This is a genomic window from Thalassolituus marinus (assembly GCF_020320395.1).
Classification (GTDB): Bacteria; Pseudomonadota; Gammaproteobacteria; order Pseudomonadales; family Oceanobacteraceae; genus Venatoribacter; species Venatoribacter marinus.
This window is the reverse complement of record NZ_JAEDAH010000083.1, coordinates 1-21,183: the sequence shown is the minus strand read 5'-3', so window position 1 is coordinate 21,183 and position 21,183 is coordinate 1. Positions and strand designations below refer to the sequence as shown.

The 21,183-nt window shown below is 53.5% G+C and carries 19 protein-coding genes; 9 read left to right on the top strand and 10 right to left on the bottom strand.

Annotated features, from left to right (window positions below; all coding sequences use genetic code 11):
• Positions 1-99: 99 nt before the first annotated feature.
• Both I9W95_RS12885 and I9W95_RS12880 read left to right on the top strand, forming a co-directional pair.
• Positions 100-1,080, top strand: coding sequence for a GlxA family transcriptional regulator (locus I9W95_RS12885; RefSeq protein WP_225675518.1), 981 nt, complete (start codon positions 100-102; stop codon positions 1,078-1,080).
• A gap of 131 nt (positions 1,081-1,211) precedes the next feature.
• Entirely contained in the window at positions 1,212-3,554 is a 2,343-nt protein-coding gene (locus tag I9W95_RS12880; protein WP_225675516.1) for a CCXG family PEP-CTERM protein, read from the top strand.
• Here I9W95_RS12880 and I9W95_RS12875 read toward each other — a convergent pair.
• Entirely contained in the window at positions 3,523-4,731 is a 1,209-nt protein-coding gene (locus I9W95_RS12875; RefSeq protein WP_225675514.1) for an MFS transporter, read from the bottom strand. The genes I9W95_RS12880 and I9W95_RS12875 overlap by 32 nt on opposite strands.
• Positions 4,732-4,860: 129 nt before the next feature.
• Between I9W95_RS12875 and I9W95_RS12870 the strand changes: the two genes are divergently transcribed.
• From I9W95_RS12870 to I9W95_RS12850, 5 genes are all read left to right on the top strand, one after another.
• Positions 4,861-5,766, top strand: a complete 906-nt coding sequence (locus I9W95_RS12870; protein WP_225675512.1) for a LysR family transcriptional regulator — start codon at positions 4,861-4,863, stop codon at positions 5,764-5,766.
• The gene (locus I9W95_RS12865; RefSeq protein ID WP_225675510.1) at positions 5,763-6,212 is read left to right on the top strand and encodes a YbaN family protein; all 450 of its coding nucleotides are present in this window, start codon (positions 5,763-5,765) and stop codon (positions 6,210-6,212) included. The genes I9W95_RS12870 and I9W95_RS12865 overlap by 4 nt, the downstream gene beginning before the upstream one ends.
• Positions 6,213-6,294: 82 nt before the next feature.
• Positions 6,295-7,047, top strand: coding sequence for a class II aldolase/adducin family protein (locus tag I9W95_RS12860; RefSeq protein ID WP_225675509.1), 753 nt, complete (start codon positions 6,295-6,297; stop codon positions 7,045-7,047).
• Positions 7,037-7,939: an alpha/beta fold hydrolase gene (locus I9W95_RS12855; protein WP_225675507.1), complete on the top strand. Its 903-nt coding sequence runs from the start codon at positions 7,037-7,039 to the stop codon at positions 7,937-7,939. The genes I9W95_RS12860 and I9W95_RS12855 overlap by 11 nt, the downstream gene beginning before the upstream one ends.
• Positions 7,936-8,952: an AraC family transcriptional regulator gene (locus I9W95_RS12850; protein ID WP_225675505.1), complete on the top strand. Its 1,017-nt coding sequence runs from the start codon at positions 7,936-7,938 to the stop codon at positions 8,950-8,952. The genes I9W95_RS12855 and I9W95_RS12850 overlap by 4 nt, the downstream gene beginning before the upstream one ends.
• 53 nt (positions 8,953-9,005) lie before the next feature.
• Here the strand turns inward: I9W95_RS12850 and I9W95_RS12845 are convergent, their stop codons facing one another.
• The 5 genes from I9W95_RS12845 to I9W95_RS12825 form a co-directional block, all read right to left on the bottom strand.
• A complete protein-coding gene (locus tag I9W95_RS12845; RefSeq protein ID WP_225675503.1) occupies positions 9,006-11,069 on the bottom strand; it encodes an alkyl/aryl-sulfatase in 2,064 nt (687 codons plus the stop codon).
• A gap of 105 nt (positions 11,070-11,174) precedes the next feature.
• Positions 11,175-12,488, bottom strand: coding sequence for an ABC transporter permease (locus tag I9W95_RS12840; RefSeq protein ID WP_225675501.1), 1,314 nt, complete (start codon positions 12,486-12,488; stop codon positions 11,175-11,177).
• Positions 12,478-13,164, bottom strand: coding sequence for an ABC transporter ATP-binding protein (locus tag I9W95_RS12835; RefSeq protein ID WP_225675499.1), 687 nt, complete (start codon positions 13,162-13,164; stop codon positions 12,478-12,480). Before I9W95_RS12835 ends, I9W95_RS12840 begins: the two co-directional genes overlap by 11 nt.
• 21 nt (positions 13,165-13,185) lie before the next feature.
• Complete coding sequence (locus I9W95_RS12830; protein WP_225675497.1) at positions 13,186-15,300, bottom strand: TonB-dependent receptor; 2,115 nt, start codon at positions 15,298-15,300, stop codon at positions 13,186-13,188.
• A 13-nt stretch (positions 15,301-15,313) separates the two neighbouring features.
• The gene (locus I9W95_RS12825; protein ID WP_225675495.1) at positions 15,314-16,579 is read right to left on the bottom strand and encodes a hypothetical protein; all 1,266 of its coding nucleotides are present in this window, start codon (positions 16,577-16,579) and stop codon (positions 15,314-15,316) included.
• 104 nt (positions 16,580-16,683) lie between these two features.
• On the opposite strand from I9W95_RS12825, the gene I9W95_RS12820 reads away from it, so the two are divergent.
• Complete coding sequence (locus I9W95_RS12820) at positions 16,684-17,268, top strand: DUF3299 domain-containing protein (RefSeq protein ID WP_225675493.1); 585 nt, start codon at positions 16,684-16,686, stop codon at positions 17,266-17,268.
• A 76-nt stretch (positions 17,269-17,344) separates the two neighbouring features.
• Here I9W95_RS12820 and I9W95_RS12815 read toward each other — a convergent pair whose 3' ends face one another.
• Both I9W95_RS12815 and zigA read right to left on the bottom strand, forming a co-directional pair.
• Positions 17,345-17,992 carry a DUF1826 domain-containing protein gene (locus tag I9W95_RS12815; RefSeq protein ID WP_225675491.1) on the bottom strand — a complete coding sequence of 216 codons (648 nt, stop codon included), beginning with the start codon at positions 17,990-17,992 and terminating at the stop codon, positions 17,345-17,347.
• Positions 17,993-19,216 (bottom strand): zinc metallochaperone GTPase ZigA, encoded by a 1,224-nt coding sequence (gene zigA, locus I9W95_RS12810; protein ID WP_318653616.1) that lies wholly within the window; start codon positions 19,214-19,216, stop codon positions 17,993-17,995.
• 166 nt (positions 19,217-19,382) lie between these two features.
• Here zigA and I9W95_RS12805 point away from each other — a divergent pair, with 166 nt between their 5' ends.
• The gene (locus I9W95_RS12805) at positions 19,383-20,051 is read left to right on the top strand and encodes a phosphatase PAP2 family protein (protein ID WP_225675489.1); all 669 of its coding nucleotides are present in this window, start codon (positions 19,383-19,385) and stop codon (positions 20,049-20,051) included.
• Positions 20,052-20,120: 69 nt separating this feature from the next.
• Here the strand turns inward: I9W95_RS12805 and cspE are convergent, their stop codons facing one another.
• Both cspE and I9W95_RS12795 read right to left on the bottom strand, forming a co-directional pair.
• Positions 20,121-20,330, bottom strand: coding sequence for a transcription antiterminator/RNA stability regulator CspE (gene cspE, locus I9W95_RS12800; protein WP_225675487.1), 210 nt, complete (start codon positions 20,328-20,330; stop codon positions 20,121-20,123).
• Positions 20,331-20,566: 236 nt separating this feature from the next.
• Positions 20,567-21,052 (bottom strand): LabA-like NYN domain-containing protein, encoded by a 486-nt coding sequence (locus tag I9W95_RS12795; protein ID WP_225675485.1) that lies wholly within the window; start codon positions 21,050-21,052, stop codon positions 20,567-20,569.
• Between the last annotated feature and the right edge of the window lie 131 nt (positions 21,053-21,183).

Genomic DNA, 21,183 nt, shown 5'->3' with positions numbered 1-21,183 from the left:
CTCTTTTAACCAGTATCAGGCTTGTCATGCCGTTCGTTAATCGTCAATATAGCCACACTTGATGCGAAATGTGACACAACGAGGTGCTGCGTGGCGGAAATGCTCAATATTGTAATTGTCGGCTTCGATAAGGCCCTGTCGTCGGCCATGACCGGCGTGGCTGACCTGTTTGGTCTGGCTGGTGTTACCTGGAACCGGATTCAGGGACAGGAACTGCAGCGCCTGTTTAATGTTCGTATCGCCAGCCCGGATGGGGGCGTTATCCGCTGCATCAACGGCATACAGTTGATGGCTCATATGAGCTATGACGAAGTGAAAGACGTTGATGCCATTGTGATTCCAACCGTCGGCGGACCGGTGGAAGATGTGGTGGATGCCAATCCGCAACTGCTGGAGTTATTACGCCGTGCACACGCCAGTGGCTGCACCATTGCCGGTAACTGTACCGGCAACTTCCTGCTGGCAGAGTCGGGTATTCTTGATGGTCGTGTTGCTACCACCCACTGGGGTTTTAAGGAGCTGTTCGAGCAACGCTACCCCGGGGTTGATCTGAAAGCCGATCAGCTGATTACCCGCAGCGACAACATTTATTGCGCTGGTGGTGGCCTGGCCTGGTTTGATCTGGGGCTGCACATGATTGAGCGCAGCTACGGTTTTGAAACCGCTATTCAGACAGCCAAGGCGTTTGTCATCGATTACCGCCGCGACAGCCAGCTGTCCTATTCGCTGATGCGTCTGGCCAAGCCCCATAAAGACGATCTGGTCAAACAGGTGCAGGTCTGGCTGGAAGAACATTACGCTGAAGACTTTACGGTGGATGAACTGGCCGACCGCTTCAGTGTTTCTAAACGCACGTTAATTCGTCGTTTTAATGCGGCGCTGGATATGCCGCCGAATACTTACGTGCAATCTATTCGTATTGAAGCGGCGCAAAAGCTGCTGGAAGAAACGGATCGTACCGTGGATGTGGTGATGAACGATGTCGGTTATGAAGATGCCAGCTCATTCCGACGGTTATTCCGTAAAAAAACGGGTCTTACTCCGACCGAATACCGTCGTCGCTTCAGTCGCCGTTTCTGAGGCCTTGGCGGGAAGGGCAGCGGACTGCGATATGAGTCTTTTTGACAAAAAAAGGCCAGGATGGACAAAATACAGCAGCAGTCGTTCTTCGTCTTTTACAGTACAATGCGCTCATCTCAATAAAGGACACTATGATGCGCTTTCTGCTTTGGTTCGTAATGATTGCTGCGAACAGCTCTTACGCGGGACTTCTATGCGACTGGCCTTATCGTACAGAAATTACCCTGAGTGAGAACTCCGGCTCAACACTGACCAATTATCAGATTTTGCTACGTCTTGACGGCAGTGAACTTCACCCATCATATAACTGGACATCCGGCGGCAATGATCTGCGTATCCTCGATCAGGACGATACAACAGAAATTCCTTATTACATTGATAACTGGAATGCACAGACCAAAAGCGCAGAAGTCTGGATCAAATTAGCCAGTTTACCCGCCAATAGCAGCCGCAAGATTTATTTGTATTACGGTAAAACCGAAGCCTCCCCTCTGGCTCAGGTACCCCCCGTATTTGATAAAGCTGGTATTCGTTTTCATACCCGTAATTCAACTGTCAATCCCGGTAATAAAGCGCAGGGCATTGCAGCCTTTAACAACAGTACCGATAGCAGCAACCTTTATGGTTGTACTTTTATCAATAACTTTACCAACATTACCAACCACTGCACCTTCAATAATGGCAATGGAAGCAGCACCAATATTGTTGCTTATTCGCAGAGTTACTTTGAAGTAAAACCGGGTGAAGCCGGTGTGTGGTCATTCCGTTACGGAGCAGATTTCGGTCGTGGCGGCGGTCTCTATGTGGACGGTCAGCTGGTGGACGAAGACTGGACAAATGATCTCTGGTGGGAAGGTAACTGGAGCCATCAGGATGTACTGTATGGCACGCGAACGCTTGCAGCGGGTTACCATAAAATTGAAATCATAGGCTCTGAAGGGGGCAATGATGGTGGTATCACGGCACAATTCTGCCGACCGACCTCCAGCGACTGGCGCTGTGCCCGAACAACCAGCAATGGAAACTGGCGCGCGTTCAGCACCTCAAACATTGATATTCGTTCATACAGTTGTCCGATTTCTGAGCCGTCGGTTACTTTTGGTGCACATCAAAGTTGTAGTGCGGAACTGGGGCTGAGTGTACAGGCTCCGTCAATGTGGGTGACAGGTAGTGGCCGCGATATTAGCCTGAACGTTGTCAATAATGGCCAGGATGCGACACAGCCGGATACCTCACTGACGTTGTTTCTGGGGGGGAATTTCCAGATCAGCCAGATTGGTAGTTCACCCTGGAATTGTTCCTTTAGTGCAGGCACTGCAAACTGTACCTATTCAGAGGTAATTGCTTCCGGATCAGCATTCAACACGTTGCTACTGTCAGCGTTGCCGCCTGCTGGAAGTGATGGTCAGGTTTTCAGCTACAACGCGCAGGTATCCGGGCCGCAGTACGACAGCAACCTGAATAACAATCAGGTTTCTGCGTCTGTTCCTGTACGGACACTGGCCTTGCCCTCTGGGGCTGGTTGTTCATCACCGGATGGTGGTTTGTGGGCACGTTTTTTTGATACCACAACCAGTTCCGTCGATTATCCGGATAACGCTACTGAATATCAGCAGATGGTTGATACCTTTGCCAATGAAACCTATCTCGACGGCCAGACCCTCAGAGATAACGTGAATGGCAGTGGTAATCCATTTGATGATCGTGCTGACGAATATTACCTGACGCTGATGGAAGGTTATCTGTACATCCCCTCCGATGGAGACTGGGGCCTGGCAGTCAATGGCGACGATGCCCTCGAGATTCTGCTGAATGGCGTGGTCAGCGTGTCCTGGTATGGTGGTCACGGCGCTGCGACTGGCGCGACGAATGGTGTCACTCTGGGTCTTGCCCGGGGCTATCATCGCTTTGAATTCCGCCATCAGGAATTTGAGGGCGGAGACAGTTATACCGCTTACTGGCGTCAGGGCACTTCCGGTAGCTACAGTATTATTCCAGCATCGAATTTTGTGCAGTGTGATGGTGTTTTCGACCTGCAGCTGACACCGTCACTGACGATTATTTCTGATCCGATTAATGGCACGTCCTCTCCTAAAGCCATTCCGGGTGCGGTGCTTGAATACAGTGTGCTGGCTGAAAATCAGGGGTCACTGAATTCTGATACTGATACCACGGTGGTGACACAGGCGGTAGCTGACAGTGCCGATTTCTATATCGGTGATGGTTCGTCATCACCGGTGAGCTTCACCGATGGTTCTGGTGTACAGAGCAGCGGTGTGACCTTCAGTTATCCCGGCGGATTAACCTTATCCTGTGACGATGGCGCGACCTTTACCTGTGCGCCAACAGCCGATGGCGATGGCTACACTGCTGGCGTCACGCACTTCCGCCTCAGCCTTGAGGGCAGCATGATGCCGCAGCTGGGTACGTTACAACCGCAATTTACCTACCAGTACCGTGTGCGTCTGAAATAACCTGACGCGCATAATATTCCAGTCGCAGCGCCATCAGCAGGGTGGCGCCCAGAATCAGCAGAGAGCCGGCAATGACCCCGGCCCATTGCTGCCAGTCCCAGAAATAATGCAGATAAAAACCGCCACTGCTGGCGCCTGTATAATAGAACACCAGATACAGGGATGACGCACTGGCTCTTGCCTGTTTAGCCTGATGGCTGACCCAGCTGCTGGCGCTGGAATGGGCGAAGAAAAAGCCGAAGCTGTTGATAAATAATCCGCAGATAATAAATCCCAGTCCCGGCATCAGGGTCAGCAATGAGCCCAGCATAAGAATCACAATACCCAGTACCATGCACATGGGTTGGGAGATACTCTGCGCGACTTTTCCCGACAGCGCCGAGCCAACTGTACCGCTCAGATACGTGAGAAACAGCATACCCAGCAGAGTTGGCGGCAACTGATAAGGCGCATCGGCCAGGACAAAGGTGACGTAGCTGTACTGGTTAACAAAAATAAAGAAATTAAAACCACCGATTAAGTAAGCCAGCAGCAATAGCGGATTGCGCAGATGACTGAGCAGGTCGTGCACCATCTGTCGGGGATGTAACGGCTTGCTGACAAAATGCTGTGATGGCGGCAGGGCCCAGGCAAATAACGCAAACAGGGCGATGCTCATCACTGCCATAAACTGAAAGGCACTCTGCCAGCCGGCAATATCACCCATCAAACCACCAATAACACGTCCACCAATCCCACCCAGACTGTTGGCGCTGATGTAGAAGCCGACGGCTACCAGTACCGCTCTTTTGCTGAACTCATCGCCCATGTAAGCAATGGCAATGGCGGGCAGGCCGCCGAGCAGTAATCCCTGCACTGCACGAAGAATCAACAGGCTGGAGAAGCTTTCGGTAAAGGAGAGGGCAATGGTGACCAGCGTCGCGCCAGCCATACTGATCAGCATGATAGGACGTCGACCCAGAGCGTCCGATAGCGGGCCATAAATCAGCAACGACAAACCCAGCATCAGGGTCGTTACGGTAAAACTCCAGCCAGCCTCTAACGCCGAAACAGAAAAGTTCTGCGCCAGCATCGGCAGCAGTGGCTGAGTAACGTAGACATTGGCAAAAATAATAAAAGAACCCAGGCTCAGGGCGAGGGTGGCACGCCAGAAGGCGGCGGTACGGGTTTCGATCATGCTGAGGGTCTGAAAAGGATTATCTGACTAAGTCTGGCACCAGTAACCAGATCAGGAAAATATATAGTTGTTATCTTATCTATAAGATATTGTTATGCCTTGGGTCGCGCTATATTGCAGGAGACGAATATGGACCTGAGAGCCTTACGTTACTTTCTCGCCGTGGCGGAGCAGGGCAGCTTTACCGCGGCCGCTCAGCAGCTGCATACCGCCCAGCCGGCGGTGAGCATGGCGGTCAGAAAGCTGGAGGATGAGCTGGGGCTGACACTGTTTCATCGTAACGAACGCCGCGTGACGCTGACCGACGAAGGCCTTGTGCTGTTACCGCACGCACGTCAGATTCTGCAGGGGGTGGCTGACGCCGAACTGGCGATGCATGAATTGCATGGCCTGCAGCAGGGCGAGGTGCGTATCGGTATTTCCAATATGCTCGGCTCGTATTACTTCCCACCGATTCTGATGGCCTTTCGTGAGCGCTACCCCGGTGTTCGCCTGTCAGTGGTGGAGGCCGGCACCCGGGCCATTCAGCGCATGATCATGGAAGGGGAAATCGATATTGGTGTGGTGGTGGCCGATGCACCGCCGGCAGAACTGGAAAGCCGCTGTTTTCTGCGCGATCAGATGATGGCCATTGTGCCGGACGATCACGCGCTTGCTCAGCGTAAGGCTATCCGCTTTGACGAGTTCTTCGACGAAGAGCTGGTGTTATTCAAGCAGGGCTATTTTCACCGCGAAGTGATTGACCGACTGTGTGCAGAACACGGACTACAGGCCAATATCGGTTTCGAGACCAACCTGCTGGCGCTGATTCGCCAGATTGTGAAGCAGGGTTTTGCCATTACCACCTTGCTCCCCATGGTGATTCGAGACGATCCACAGCTGGTGGCAGTGCCTTTTACCCAGCCGGTGTGGCTGGATCTCTCTATTGCCTGGCGGCGTGGCGGCTACCTGTCTGTGGCGAATCGTACCTTTGTGGAATTTCTGCTCGCACACAGCCAGAATAAAGAAAGCCCAACCGCGTCGGACCCGTTATGACGTCAGATATGCAGGAACCTAACATCGCTGAACGTGCCGTTATTCGCCAGCCTCTGATCCGGATGCTGGTATTTTCCTGTGGTTGGCTGAGTGTTGCTCTCGGCGTTGCCGGTATTTTTCTGCCGGTACTGCCGACCACGCCATTTCTGCTGCTGGCGGCTGCTTGTTTTATCCGCACTTCGCCAAAATTTTACCACTGGCTGATTGAACATCCGCGTCTCGGTCAGTACGTTATTTATTATCTCGACGGTAAAGGTATGCCACGTAAAGCCAAGGTTTATACCCTGATTATTATGTGGGCGACCATGCTGCTTACCGCGTTTGTACTCACCGATCGTACCGCTATTAAAATCATTTTGCCTTTAATTGGCACAGGGGTAAGTATTTACATACTGCGCTTACCAACCCTGGTGCTGAAAGACAACGAAGCAGAAAAACGCGACTAGCGACGTTACGAAAATTTGCAGAAAAACAGCACCAGCCTGATATGGTGTGACAAGCAGACAAAAATAAGAAAGAGGACATCGGATGGCGAACGTTAAAGCCAGTGTTTCGGCTGAAGAATGGCAAATGCGCAAAGACCTTGCGGCCTGCTACAACCTGGTTGCCCATTACGGGTGGGATGACCTGATTTTTACCCATATTTCTGCCCGAGTCCCCGGTCCGGAGCACCATTTTCTGATTAATCCCTACGGACTTATGTTCGACGAAGTCAGCGCTTCGAGTCTGGTTAAAGTCGACTTGCAGGGCAACAAGGTGATGGATTCAGAGTACGACATCAATCCTGCTGGTTTTACTATCCACAGTGCAGTGCACGAAGCACGTGAAGATGCTTTGTGTGTTATTCACCTGCATACCCGCGAAGGGGTCGCCGTATCGGCGCTGGAGGATGGGCTGCAGCCGCTGTCACAACAATCGCTGTTCCCTTTGTCGGGCCTCAGCTACCACGATTATGAAGGGGTGGCTCTGAACCCGGAAGAGAAAGTACGCTTGGTGGCTGACCTCGGTCAGACCCAGTTTATGATTCTGCGCAATCATGGCCTGTTAACCTGTGCAGGTAATGTAGCCGACGCATTTCTCAATATGTTTATTCTGCAGCGTGCCTGCGAAATTCAGCTGTTGGCTCAAAGTACCGGGCAGCCTCTGATTCAGGTTCCGCAGACGATTGTTGACGGAATTCAGCAAGCCGCTCAGCAGGTAACCCGCAATGCTGGCGGCCAGCTGGCCTGGCCGGGACTTCTGCGTCGACTCGACCGGATTAATGCCCCCTATGCCAAGTAATGCCCGTCAGTCCGCGGATGGCTACGTGGCACCATCGCTGAGTCAATGGCAGCAACAGGGACGTTACTTTGATTTTCACGGGCGTCAGGTGTTCTGGCAAACGGCAGGCAACCCGAAAAACCCGGTAGTGCTTCTGATTCACGGCTTTCCCAGCGCCAGCTGGGACTGGCGTCATCAGTGGCAGCCTCTGGCGGAAAAATATTATGTTATTACCGCCGATATGCCGGGCTTTGGTTTCAGTGATAAATCACCGGCAAGGGACTATTCGATAAAGCTGCAGGCCGATATGTTTGAAGCTTTGTTGTCGGCTCAGGGTATTACGCATTGCCATCTGGTAGCCCATGATTATGGCGATACGGTAGCGCAGGAACTGCTGGCGCGGCAGACTGAAACATCGTTGCTGACATTGCTCAGCGTGCAGTTACTGAATGGTGGTCTGTTTCCCGAAACTCACCGTCCGGTGCTGGCACAGAAATTATTAATCAGCCCGCTGGGCTTCGTCTTTGCCCGCTTTTTCACTGAAAAAAAGCTGCATAAAACCTTCGCCCATATCTGCAAACAACCGCTTGCTATGGAAGAACTCAGTGGCTTATGGCAACTGCATTGCTTTAATCAGGGATCGCGCGTGATGCACAAGCTGATTCGCTATATGCAGGAGCGCCGACGTTATCGCGATCGCTGGGTGAATGCGCTGGCTCATACGTTGCTGCCATTGCAGTTGATTAACGGTGCCGACGATCCTATCTCCGGCAAGCACATGGTGCATCGTTATCGCGAGCTGGTGACGGATAAGAATATTGTATCGCTGGCCGGGGTTGGCCATTACCCGCAGCTGGAAGCACCCTCTGCGGTGACGGCGGCCATCTGCAGTTTTCTGCGGGAGCACGCATGAATCAGCAGCCTACTACCATAGCCGCCTGGTCGCTGGCGATCTGCAAGGCGTTGCGTGCCAGTGCAGTTGATCCACAACCTTTGCTCGCTGAGGTAGGGCTCAACCTCACGCAACTGGAAAAAGAACCGGAAGCGCGTATACCTATTGCAACCATGACCCGCTTCTGGCAACTGGTGGAAATGGCAACGGCAGATTCTGCCTTTGGCCTTAAGGTTTCACGTTATGTGCAGCCTATGCATTTTCGCGCGCTGGGTTTGCTGATGCTGACCAGTGACAATATGGGGGCGGTGATTGATAAGCTCGGGCGCTACCATGCGATGATTTCCGACTCGGTTAATATTCGCGTAATTTACCAGCCCGACCGGGTCGGTTTTGCTGTCGACCCTCTGGCCGGTGTACCCATCAGCCCGATGTCTGTGGACGGATTTTTTTCCACGCTGATGGTGTTTTCCCGACAGTTAACCGGTGTTGAAACAACACTGCTGGCCGTAGACCTGATGCGTCAGCAGCCGTTGGATGTATCGCCGTGGCAACAGTGTTTTCAGCTGACGCCAGCCTTTGCTCAGGCTACCAACTGCCTGTGGTTTGATCGTGCCACTCTGAATAAAAGTGATATGGCCGGTGATCAGCAACTGGCAGTGGCCAATGAAGCGCAGGTGAAATCCTATCTGCAGAAAATGAACGCCTTAAGCTGGCGCGAGCGGGTACGTAACACCCTGCAGGCGATGCTGGAACAGGGTGAGCCATCACTGGCTGAAGTAGCGACTCTGCTGAACAGCAGTGAGCGTTCACTGCGTCGTCATCTGCAGCAGGAAGACACCAGCTTCCGTCAGTTAATGAATGATGTCCGTGCAGAACTGGCCGTTTATTATCTGGCTAGCAGCACCTGTTCCATTACCGAACTGTCACTGCGTTTAGGGTTCAGCGACAGTGCTAATTTCAGTAAGGCATTTCAACGCTGGTATGGCATGGCACCGGGTCAGTACCGTAGCCGCCAGAACAGCAGCGATTAACGCTGCTGTCTGGTGGTGGAATGAGCCTGGATGGCTAAGGCTGACTTAAGTTATCAGCTGGCAGGCACGACAATCGGGAAGGATGTTACCGGCTTTTCAAACAATGAGAAAAAGCGCACCAGATCCAGACGGCTGCCGTCGACGGATAAATCATCCGAGAACAGAGTGTCTTTCAGTCCTGCCTCGCCAATCAGAATATTCACAAACAATTCGTGCGTCAGATTCAGGGTAGCATCGGCTGCCGGGTCTGCAGCGGTCAGTGGTTTATGGTGCAGTACTGCATTTTCAATCCACAGGCGGTAGCTTTCATTCATATCGGTAAAGTGAATGGTCACACTCAGCTGTTTGTCTTCGGCATCCTCAGCTTTCAGACGTACCGCCAGCGTATCGAAAAAGTTTTCGATTGGTGTCAGCAACAACATGTCACGCATGGTGGCGATATTAATCCCGCTTTCCGGTGTGCCGTGACGTAATTCCAGTGCGCCGGTTAAATACACGTCGCGCCATGGTCCGGACTCTGCCTGATAACCCATCTGGTCATAGCTGGCGGCCAGCAGTTCGCGTGCTTCATCATTGTCAGGCTGAGCGAAAACGAGATGATTTAACAACTCGGCACTCCAGCGATAATTACCCTGATTCATCGCCTCACGGGCTGTACTGATCAGTGCGTCTGCACCACCGGCCAGAGCCACATAACCGCGCGCGCGCTCAGCGTTTGGCAGCGGGTCCAGGTGCGCGGGATTGGCGTCGTACCAGCCAAGGTAGCCCTGATAAACAGCACGCGCATTATGCTTCACCGTGCCGTAATAACCGCGGCTGGAAAAGGCCTGCTGCAAACTGGCTGGCAGTGTCAGTACTTCAGCGATGTCTCCCGGTGTTTTACCCTGATTCATCAGTCGTACGGTCTGATCGTGAATAAACTTGTAGGTATCACGCTGCTGCTTGAGGAAGGTCTGAATATGATCGCGGCCCCACACTGGCCAGTGATGGCTGGCGAAGTACACATCGGCGTCGGCGTAGAGGGAACGCATTTCCTCAATGTAGCCACTCCATTTCAGCGCATCCCGCACTTTGGCACCACGCAGGGTGTAAAGGTTATGCATATTGCGTGATACCACTTCACCGCCACAGAACGCTTTATGCTGTGGCAGATAGAAGGTGAACTCCGCCGGTGCTTCTGACTCCGGCGTGTACTGGAACTGAAAATCCACACCATCCAGCGTCAGGCGGGTATCGGTTTCACCTACCAGTGTATTGGGTTTAACAATACTGAATTCGCCGAAGGCCGGACCTTTGCCCAGACCGGAATCAACATGGCCGCGTTCATTGCGTGGCAGATTTTTACCGTACATAAACACGGCGCGACGGCTCATGGCAGTCCCTGCGATCATGTTTTCGCTGGTCGCTTCTTCCATAAAGCCAAGCGGTGCAACGACCGGAATATTCTGACGCTCAATATCCTGTGCACTGATAATGCCGAGCACACCACCGAAATGGTCAATATGGCTGTGAGTAAACAGAATGGCACTGATGCGCTGCTCTGTATCGCCACGCAGTGCAAACTGCTGCAGGGCAAAGCGGAAGGCGTTGGCGGCAGTCTCTTTTGAGGTTAACGGGTCAACAATAATCCAGCCATTTTCACCCCGGATCAGCGTCATATTCGACAGATCAAATCCCCGCAACTGATACACGCCCGGCACTACTTCAAACAGACCGTTGATGTTATTCAGCTTCGCCTGACGCCACAGACTGGGGTTGACGGAATCCGGTGCGGCGCCGTCAATAAAATCGTAAGACGGACGGTCCCAGACATGGCTGGCATCGTCACGCAGGGAGGCCGTCTGCAGTCGTTCCGGACTGGCAATCAGGCCGCGTTCTGCCTGCTCAAAATCGCTGCGATCTGCCAGCGGCAGGCTGTCGCGCACCTGCTGCTGCGCGGCAATGGTGTAGGCAGACGGTGTGGTATTGCCCATCGCATCGGCTGCGGCTGAAGACGACCTTGTTGTGCTGGTGCCAGAGCCGGCTGGTCCGCAGGCGCTGAGCAGGGCCAGCGACAGGCTGGTCAGCAGCGCCGCCGGGCGCAACGCAGAAGGTTGGGAGGCTGTTATTTTTTTCATACTGTTCTCCTGAATATGCACACAGTGTAGTCAGGAGTCCGTGCAGTTCGCCTGTGCCGGGCGGCCAGGCCTTTGTTCAGAATGACCCGGCGCAGGTGGCGCTGTTTAAAGGCGGAAGGCCTTGCGGTAGGCGGACAGGGCAGGGACAAGTCCGGCCAGCAGGCTGAGAAGCAGACTGCCACCAATTAACCACAGGCTGTCCGCCGGCCACCACTGGCTGCTGAGTTGCAAACCATAGTGGCTGGCAATCCACGGCGCTGCGAGGGTTTGCAGTGCACCACTGCCGAGCAGGGCGACAACCCAGGCACTGAGCGTCAGCAACAGTACTTCGCTTTCCAGCAGCAGGAAAATATACAAGGGGCTGGCACCGGTCAGGCGCAGCAAACTGATTTCGCGTTGACGGAAAGCCACGCTGACCTGCAGCATTGCCACACTGCCAAGCAGGCCCGTGATTAACATCAGGCCACTGAGAAATTGCAGTAATCGTTCGGCGTTACCTAATAATTGCCAGAATTCAGTCAATGCGGCGCCAGGAATGACTGCACTCAGCGGTTCCTGATGTGCGGCGTTAATGGAAGCCTGGGCCTGAAAGGTGAGGGCACGGGATTTCAGGCCGACGAATAATGCAGAAATACTGCTGGGTTCGGGTAAATCAGAAAATGCCAGCGTAAGCGCATGGTCATCATCATGAGATTCGTTGTGCTGGTGTTCTTCGTGCTCGTGTTCTTCGTGTTGGTGTTCTTTGTTCAGCTGCCCGCGAGTTACAGTATGCAACCACTCTGAATTATGCAGAGCTTCCAGCGTGGCCAGCGGCACGTGTACGGAACGGTCAACCGGCGTGCCGGTGGGCTTAAGAATAGCGCTTACGATAAACGGCAATTCTTTATGCTCGGCAAAACTGTGCTCATGCATGCCATGACTGAGCGACAACGAATCACCGATTTTATAGCCCAGTACACGCGCAGCTTCGGCACCTAAAACAGCCGCTGTCGGTTGGCCGAACTGCAGTGCTTCTGTTGTGCTGCTTTGCAATGGGTGTTTATCGCCGTAGCGAAAATAACGGAAATAATCGTCGTTGGTGCCAATAACGCTGAAACCTTTTACCGAGTCCCCCAGCACTAATGGAAAACTCCATTTGACCTGAGGCAGCTGGCTGATCTGCTGCCAGCGTTCAGCGGACATGGCTTGTGGTGGTGTGCCCAGACGGAATACGGAATACAGCATAATCTGTGTAGGCTGAGCACGCGCAGCAACAATCAGGTCGGTGCCACTGACACTGCTGCTGAAGCTGCGGCGTAATTCCTCACCAGCACCGCGACTGATTAATAACGCCATTAAACTCAGACTGATAGCGGCGATAATTAACAGTGCCGCCAGACGCCGTTGCAGCAGACTGCGCACAGCAATTTTAACTAACATAGTCTGCCTCCGCGCTCTGATACTGACGTAAATCCAGTGTACGGCTGAAATGTGGCTGCAAGCGGGTGTCGTGGCTGACCATCAGTAAGGCCGTATCGAAATTCTGCATTTCATTCAGCAGCAGCGACATAAAGGCGTTTTTATTGTCATCATCCAGTGCCGTGGTGGGTTCGTCGGCAATGATTAACGATGGCTTATGAATCAGTGCGCGGGCAATGGCAGCACGCTGTTGCTGGCCAATACTGAGTTGTTCAACAGGCTGGTGAGCCTGGGCTGTGAGATTTAATGTCTGCAATAAATGGCGTTGCCATTCGCTATCCGCCTTTTGTGCAGAAAATGTCTGCATCAGGCGCAGGTTTTCCGCAACGGTAAGGTAGGGCAATAAATTCAGTGACTGAGTTATCACCCCCATGCACTGTGCGCGCAGGCGATCACGGGCGCCGGGTTTCAGCCCGTACAACGACTGGCCATTAATCAGCACCTCGCCCTGTGTCGGAGGTAATAAGCCAGTAATGATATTCAGCAGGGTGGATTTTCCACAGCCGGACGGGCCACACATAAACAGTGAGTCGCCGCTGTTTAATTGCAGATCATCCAGTGTAAATAATGGCGACGACGCTGGCGTCGTCGCCCATTGATGACTCAGATGATGCAGTTGCAGGCGTGGAGTGCTCATCCGCTGGCCGTCCGTAAAAAATCAGAAGCGCCAGTTTACACCGGCCTGAATATTACGTCCTGCCAGTGGTGCTGCGTACTTAAGATACGACACATGGTTGGTGGCGTATTCGTCGGTGATATTGTTCAGCGCCAGACGCCAGTTCACCTCCTGAGCACCAATAAACTGCAGATACTGCACACTGGCGTTCAGCAGCATGTAGTCACCAGTGGCGGTTTCGTTATCGGCGATGCGTTTCTGACTGGCCACCGCCTGAGTTTCAGCCCGGGCCTGCCAGCCATTCTGTTGCCAGTTAACACCCAGGCGCATACTGGCTGGTGGTGTGCGTGGCAGGTCGCCGCCCTGCGCCAGACGAGCACGCACATAGTCGCTGTTAACGTCAGTTGACCAGCTATCCGTCAGTTGGTGAGCCCAGCTGAATTCTGCACCGCTGAAACGGGCATCGGCCTGCTCGTGACGATATACTGCTTCGTCATGGAAGGGGTCTGTCACTGACTGCAGATTGTTGTAGATGTAATCGTTGAAATGGTAGTGATACAGCGAGACTTTCACCTCGTTAGCGCTATCAACCAGCATCCAGTTCAGTTCGGTGGTTATGGCGGTTTCGATGCCCAGGTCGGGGTTGTCCAGCTGGAAGGCAAAGGTCGCGTGGTGGTCGCCATTCCAGAATAATGACTGGGCATCCGGTGCGCGCTGCACGCGTGCCAGACTCAGACCAAAACGTTGCGCATCGTTCACTACCCAGGTAGCAGACGCTGACAGGGTCAGTGGGGTAAAGGTTTTATCGTCATAGTAGTCTTCAGACTGACGTGCCGCCGGGCGAATGACGGATGGATCGGACTCAATGGTACGCTGATCGAGTCGTGCGCCCAGCTCAATGACACCCTGAGACCAGTCGCGCTGTTCCACCATAAATACACCGATGTCGGTGCTGGTGGTTTCCGGCATCGGCGTGTCGTGGGCAAAAACATACACAGTGCCATCGTCAGCCGTGACTGAGGTGAAGTTGGTGCCCATGCTGCCGTCCCAGCTCAGCTGCGGGTAAGACGGAATCGAATCACAGCCAGCATGGTTGTGGCACAGCGCCAGCTCCTGCTGCTTAACCTGTATTCCCAGTGTACCGCTCCAGCGACCGAAGCTATGACGCAGACGGCTGCTCAGTTCGGAGCTCTGCTGATCGAACAGGCCAACCACCAGATCACCGTCAGTTTCGTCGTGCTGGTAGTCGTTGTGGCTTAATTCCAGACGCCATTCTTCAATCCAGTTAAGTGCCGAATCGGCCGCGGGGCGCCAGCCGCCTTTCACATCCAGGCGCGTTTGCTGGGGTTTTACCCGGTAGTCTTCACCATCGGTATTCGGCACGCCGTAATCGTAATCCAGCGTGCTCAGACTGATACCGGCAAAACCACGTTCGCCATCAGCCCAGCTCAGCGCCAGTGCGCCTCCTTTGCCCTGACTGTCGCTGTTGGCGATGTCACCGCCATTGCTGCCAGCCGGTGTCGAGGCTTCGTCGCCACTGCGGTAGTTTTCGCTGCTGCGGTCAAAACCATCCAGATGCAGGGTCCAGTCGCCTTTGCCCGCATCCATCAGTGCCGACAGGTTATAGCCGCTGTCGTTGCTGCTGACGCGAGCATTCACCTGACCGTGCACCCCTTGACGAGGCTGTTCATGAATACGGTTATCAATCAGATTCACTACACCACCGATGCTGCCGTCACCGTAGATCAGGGCCGCTGGTCCGTGAATCACTTCAACCTGTTCGGCAACACTGGCCTCGGTCATGGTAGCGTGGTCAGAACTCATGGCCGACAGGTCGGAACTGTCGCTGCCGTTCTGCAGGATTTTTACCCGGCTACCGCTCATGCCACGTACTACCGGACGACCCACACCGGGCCCGAACGAGGCATTGCTGACACCCGGCAGGCGCTCGAGCAGAGTGCCCAGGGTATCGCCACTGTTGCCTTGAATGTCTTCCGCTGACAGTACGGTGGCAGGCTGAGCGCTATCGAATATCCCGCTCTGTTCACTGTCGCTGACCACAACTTTATCGAGCTGGGCGGTATCGTCTTCGGCATGTAGCAGGAAAGGGCCTGACAATGTCAGGCCCAGTAATGTGTGATAAAGCGGAAAGCGCATACAGTTTTTCTTCTTAGTGTTCATGAGCATGTTCGGCGTCGATGGCGTGCATTAATACCACATCCGCCAACGTTGTCAGGGCGTTATCCTGATAACGGCTGTGCACATGGTACGGGCTGCCGTCGTGGGCGTCGATGATGTACAGGATACCGTCGTTTTTATCGACCACCATAAAGCCTTCCGGGCCATTGGCCAGCGTCAGAGCATCGCAACTCAGATTGGTGGTTACGGTTTCATCCAGAGCGATACGGGTTTCTTCGGCAGATTCGGCATCAATAATATGCAGGTAGCCGGCGCTGTTCAGTACCGCCAGTGATTCTTCATCTTCAGTGGCGAAAGCTGCATTACAGATATTGTCGACATCCGTCAGGCTAACGGTTTCTGCTTGCAGCGTTTCGTTGTCGTCTTCATGAATCAGCCATAACCCATCGGCACTGAAGGCGGCGAAATCATGGCCGTTGCTGCGCAGCTGAGTCGCACTGCTCAATGCGGTCAGAGTGTCGCTGTCGATTTCATGATCGGTTTCTGTTTCTTCAACTTTAACGGTCAGTACGCCTTCATCGCACAGTACCAGCGCAAACTCGGTGCCCTGAACGCTGGCAGCCGGGTTGGTACAGCTGAACTCGTCACCCGTGGCTGCTCCTGCTTCATACACCTGTGCTTTGTCGGCGGCAAAGAACAGCATCAACTCGTGTTCTTCTTCCAGTAACAGACCCGGGTAAGTCTGACTGGCCGGGCCAGTGGTGTTTTCAAAGTCCAGTTCAGTATCTTCCAGATCCTCAGCCGGCAGCAATACCGTGCTACCGCTCTGCAGCAATGAGAAATGCCCTTGGGTACTGGTCATCGCGGTTACGGTATCCAGACTCCGAGACAGTAATTCCGCTTCTTCGTGACCATGTTCGCCTTCAGCTTCTACCAGTGCTTCTTCCTCTTCTTCTGAGTGCAGGCCGGAGTAAACGAAATCAGCGATGCCATTGCTGAGTACCGCGGCACTCAGGCCATTGTCTGCCAGTACCAGGGTGGCAGCGTTACCAGCAGCACTGTCTTCAACGGATTCGAAGGCGCTTTCTTCCTGGTCGAATACCATCAGAGTATCGCTGTCAGACAGAGAGAACAGCAGACGCCCTGTGTGTTCATGTTCGTCGCTGGTCTCTTCCGTACTCTGGCTGCTACCGCCACCACAGGCGGTCAGCAGGGTACTGGTCGCAATCAGTGCAGCCAGTGTTTTGACGGACGCTTTGGCCGGGAAGGAGAACGAAGGAAACCTGCGTGAATTCATGGCACTGACCCTTATAATCGCCTCTGCAAACAGAGGATCTACTGGAGTGTTATAGTGTAACTTCCGGTATGTTATATTATATCGTTCATTAAAAGGAAAGCCTCATGGGCAGATTCTTATCTTTGTGTGTGCCGGTTACGGCCGCGCTGGTGCTGCAGGTATCAGCGGCAACCGCTGAGGCACAGGGACGCGACTATCGTGAAATCGAGTTTTCCGAGTTATTACCGGATGCTGATTACCAGGCGTTGTCGAAACCACCGGCGGAGCTGGCAGATGTCGCCGAGGGATCACTTGAAGATCAGATTGAAGCGGCAGTGGGCGTAGCAGTGGATAAAGCAGCGGAGCCTGCAAGCGAGTGGGACAGAGCATTGCAGTCGGTGAATGTGCGCCCGGAGTTTAACGGCCAGCAGATTCGCATTCCCGGTTACGTGGTACCGATTGAGTTCGACGACGAGCAGGTGGTGAAGGAATTTTTTCTGGTGCCATATTACGGCGCCTGTATCCATCTGCCACCACCACCGCCGAATCAGCTGATTCTGATGCAGAGCAGTGAAGGTATTAAGATGGATACCATTTACGACCCTTACTGGGTTTACGGCACGATTTATACCGATGTGAAAACCAATGAGGTGGCGACCTCAGCCTATCGCATGACGGTCGATCAGATTGAGCTTTACACCGGGCAGTAGGCGATAGCTGCCCGGGACAATAGCCTTCGCCTAACAACAGCCTTCGCATGACTGTATGTTTCCGCGGGCAGCAACGTCATGCAAAGTCCATGGTCAGAACCAGGCGCTGTTCATCAGGAAGCAGCGCCGGGGAGCGGTGGACTAAGCCACGCCCTTCGTTTCCTTCCCAGGCTTCGCCTTTGATCAGAGCGATGTCACCGGCTTGTATCTGCTGAATCATGTTCGTGTCGGTGCAGGGCTCGCCAGCGCCACGCAGCTGGCTGCGGTCCAGGGCTTTTTCCGGTAACCATTCCGTCGCTGGCCCGGCCAGTGTCCATAGCAGTCTGACGGGTACGTGATCCACATGAAAACGCGGGCACATAGCCCGTTGCAGACGGTCAATACGCAGCCCGACCTTATCCAGATCAAACAGCGTACTGAAGGCTTCGGCCAACAGCTTTACCGCCTCCGCCAGAACGACCAGCGATGATGTGTGTGGCAGATCATTGATGATGGCGTCGTAACACTGCTGCGGGCTGCCAGACATCCGTAGTGATGGTGTCTGAGGATGGTTGAGCAGAGCAGAAACCACAGCGCTTAACTCCTGGCCACCCAACAGCTGACGGGCAATGGCGATGTTGACGTCGTCATCGTAGATGGCGGTGAGTACGTTCCAGTCGTCGCCACTGACCAGTAGTGGTACAGGACTGAGTGAGCGGTCTTCTGTATGAACGGCTGTATTCATTTATTCCCCCCAGGCTGGAAACGGATCGGCGAGTGTTTTCCAGTAGTCCTGACCGGCAAGCAATTCCTCATCACTTAGCAGACAGCTGTCCAGCTGCTGACGGATTGCAGCTTCGTCCAGACGCTGGCCAATAAACACCAGCTCCTGACGCATATCGCCAAAAGGCTCTACCCATTTCTCTTTTATGTAGGCAATGGATTCTTCATCCTGTGGCCAGCGCTCTTGCGGGACTGCCTTCCAGAACATACCGGCGAAACCGTGATGCGCAATGCCGCCAGCCTGACTCCACTGACCGGCAAACTGCGGACGGCTGGCGAGCCAGAAATAGCCTTTAGAGCGGATCAGCTTACCTTCAGGCCAGTCCTGATGAAGGAACTGATAGAACTTTTGCGGGTGAAATGGGCGGTGAGCCCGATAGGCGAAGCTGCTGATGCCATATTCTTCAGTTTCCGGCGTGTGTTCACCGCGCAACTCTTTCAGCCAGCCAGGTGCTGCTGCCGCTTCGTCAAAATCGAAGCTATGGGTGCCGAGCACTTTTTCCAGTGGTGCATTGCCTTTCACCATCGGGATAATTTCGGCGCGTGGATTCAGGGTATGCAGAATTTCTTTCACCCGCTCCAGCTGCTCCGGTGTTGCCAGATCGGTTTTGCTGATCAGCAACTTGTCGCAGAACTCAATCTGATCAATCAGCAGGTCGGCCACGCTACGCTGATCTTCTTCACCGAGTGATTCACCGGTTTCCTGCAGGGATTTCGCTTCGTCAAAATCTTTCAGAAAGTTGATGGCGTCGACCACGGTCACCAGCGTATCCAGTCGGGCGATATCCGACAGACTGACACCATCTTCATCAGCGAAGGTGAAGGTCTCTGCCACCGGCAGGGGCTCTGCAATACCGGTGCTCTCAATGACCAGATAATCAAATTTACCGGCGGATGCCAGACGGCTGACTTCAATCAGCAGGTCTTCACGCAAGGTGCAGCAAATGCAGCCATTGCTCATCTCAACCAGCTTCTCCTCTCCGCGTTTCAGCTCGACTTCATCCTGAACAAAGGCGGCGTCGATGTTCACTTCGCTCATGTCATTCACGATGACAGCCACTCTGAGGTTTTCGCGGTTGGTCAGGATGTGGTTGAGCAGGGTGGTTTTCCCTGCGCCCAGAAAGCCCGATAAAACAGTCACTGGCAGGCGGTCGTCGGCCTGATGCACGGAGGAGTTTGTCATCATGTCAGATGCTCTTACTATTAATTGTTATGTTACAACATAACATTTTCAAGGGTCGATTTGGAAGAGGGAGCAGAAAAAGGGGGGGAAGGCACCGGACGGGTTAGGCACGGCAGCGCAAAACCGGTATCCTCAGCGGCTGATTTTTCAGGGCCTGGGGGGCATTGTTATGAACGGCTTAAAACAGCATGCAGACTGGATACTGTTTCTGATAATGGCGCTGACGTTTGTGCTGTTTCCCCAGATTGATCTGGCTGTCAGTGGCTGGTTCTATGATGCGGCCACGCAAAGCTGGCCACTGAATCATCACCCGATCAGTGATTCTGTTTATGCTCTGTTTCGTTACGTGCCATACGTATTGGTGCCGGTTCTGCTGATTGTGGTGGCGCTGACCTTTGTCAAAAACGGCATCGACAAAGCGCAGCGTAAGATCTGGGTGTTTATTCTGGTCAGCCTGATCGCCGGGCCGGGCATTCTGGTGCACAGCGTATTCAAAGAGACCTTCGACCGTGCGCGGCCAAAACAGGTGGAAGAATTTGGCGGGCACAGCGGCTTTACACCGGCCTGGGTCATTTCGGATAAATGCGAGAAGAAAAAGTGTGCATCGTTTGTCAGCGGCCATGCAGCGATGGGCTTCTGGCTGATGGCGCTGGCCTGGGTGTTCCGCCGTCGCAGCTGGCTATGGGCGGGCATTGTGGTTGGTTGTGTGGTCAGTGCCGGGCGGATCGTGCAGGGGGGTCACTTTTTAAGTGATACCGTGATGGCTGGTTTTGTTTGTTATTTTGTTTATCGCGGACTCAGCTGGTGGCTGTTAGGCCATAGCCGCATACAGCAATAGCCTGCGTTACAGGCATAAAAAAAAGCCCCGCATACTGAGTATTCGGGGCTTTTTTGTGTGCGTGTAAGATTACAGCACAACGATCTCTTCGGCCTGAGGACCTTTCTGGCCCTGAGTCACGATGAATTCAACCTGCTGACCTTCAGTCAGAGTTTTGAAGCCATTGCCAACGATCGCGCGGAAGTGTGCGAATACGTCCGGACCACCAGAGCTCTGCTCGATGAAACCAAAACCTTTTGCTTCGTTAAACCACTTAACGGTGCCTTTTACTTTAGACATAGTAAATATCCTGAATAATAAATATTGATAGGGCCAGCAACTGGCCGAGGCGCATGAAACAAGGCTTGATTTAAAACTTCAGGACGAGGGTTTACGAATAAAACAACGAAATGCAGATATGAAACGCGGTCTTCTTTCTAGCTGCCCGCAACGGTACATGTGTTGATGGGGAATGTCTATGATTATTTTTTGATCAGGTTAAAACTTTTTAAATAGTCACATCCGGTCGCAGAGTCTCAGTCAGACTTTGGCAGCAGAAATTCAGCGCTGATAGCCGTGTACTGATCGGCTGCGCGAATCAGCGACTGAGCGGTCAGCTTCTCGACGCTGTATACGTGTACCAGTTTGCCATTCTGACGCAACGCCCTGACCAGTACATCGAAGTCGCCATCACCGGAAACCAGAATCACTTCATCGGCCTCTGCTGACTGTTGCAGTGCATCCACCGTGATACCCACGTCCCAGTCCCCTTTGGCGGAGCCATCCGCGCGCTGGATAAAGGGTTTCAGCTTTACCTCAAAACCAATGGCACGCAGGATGTTCTGGAACTGGGTCTGTTTGGCGTCACCCCGGTCGATGGCATAGGCGTATGCTCCGACAACCTGACGATTGTTGGTTGCGGCCGCCCAGAAACGGTTGTAATCAAAGTTCTGGCGGAAGATCTGGCGCGTGGTGTAGTACACGTTCTGCACGTCGACCAGAATCAGGGTGCGGGTTGTCATAACAGTTTCCGTGTCAGGCCTGCGGTTAATAAAAAAGGCGCTGATGCGCCACTGCTGTCCCACAGTTTGGAGTGACTGGATGTCACTCCAAACTGCAGCATTCCTCAGCTGCTGTTTTTCAATCTGAAACG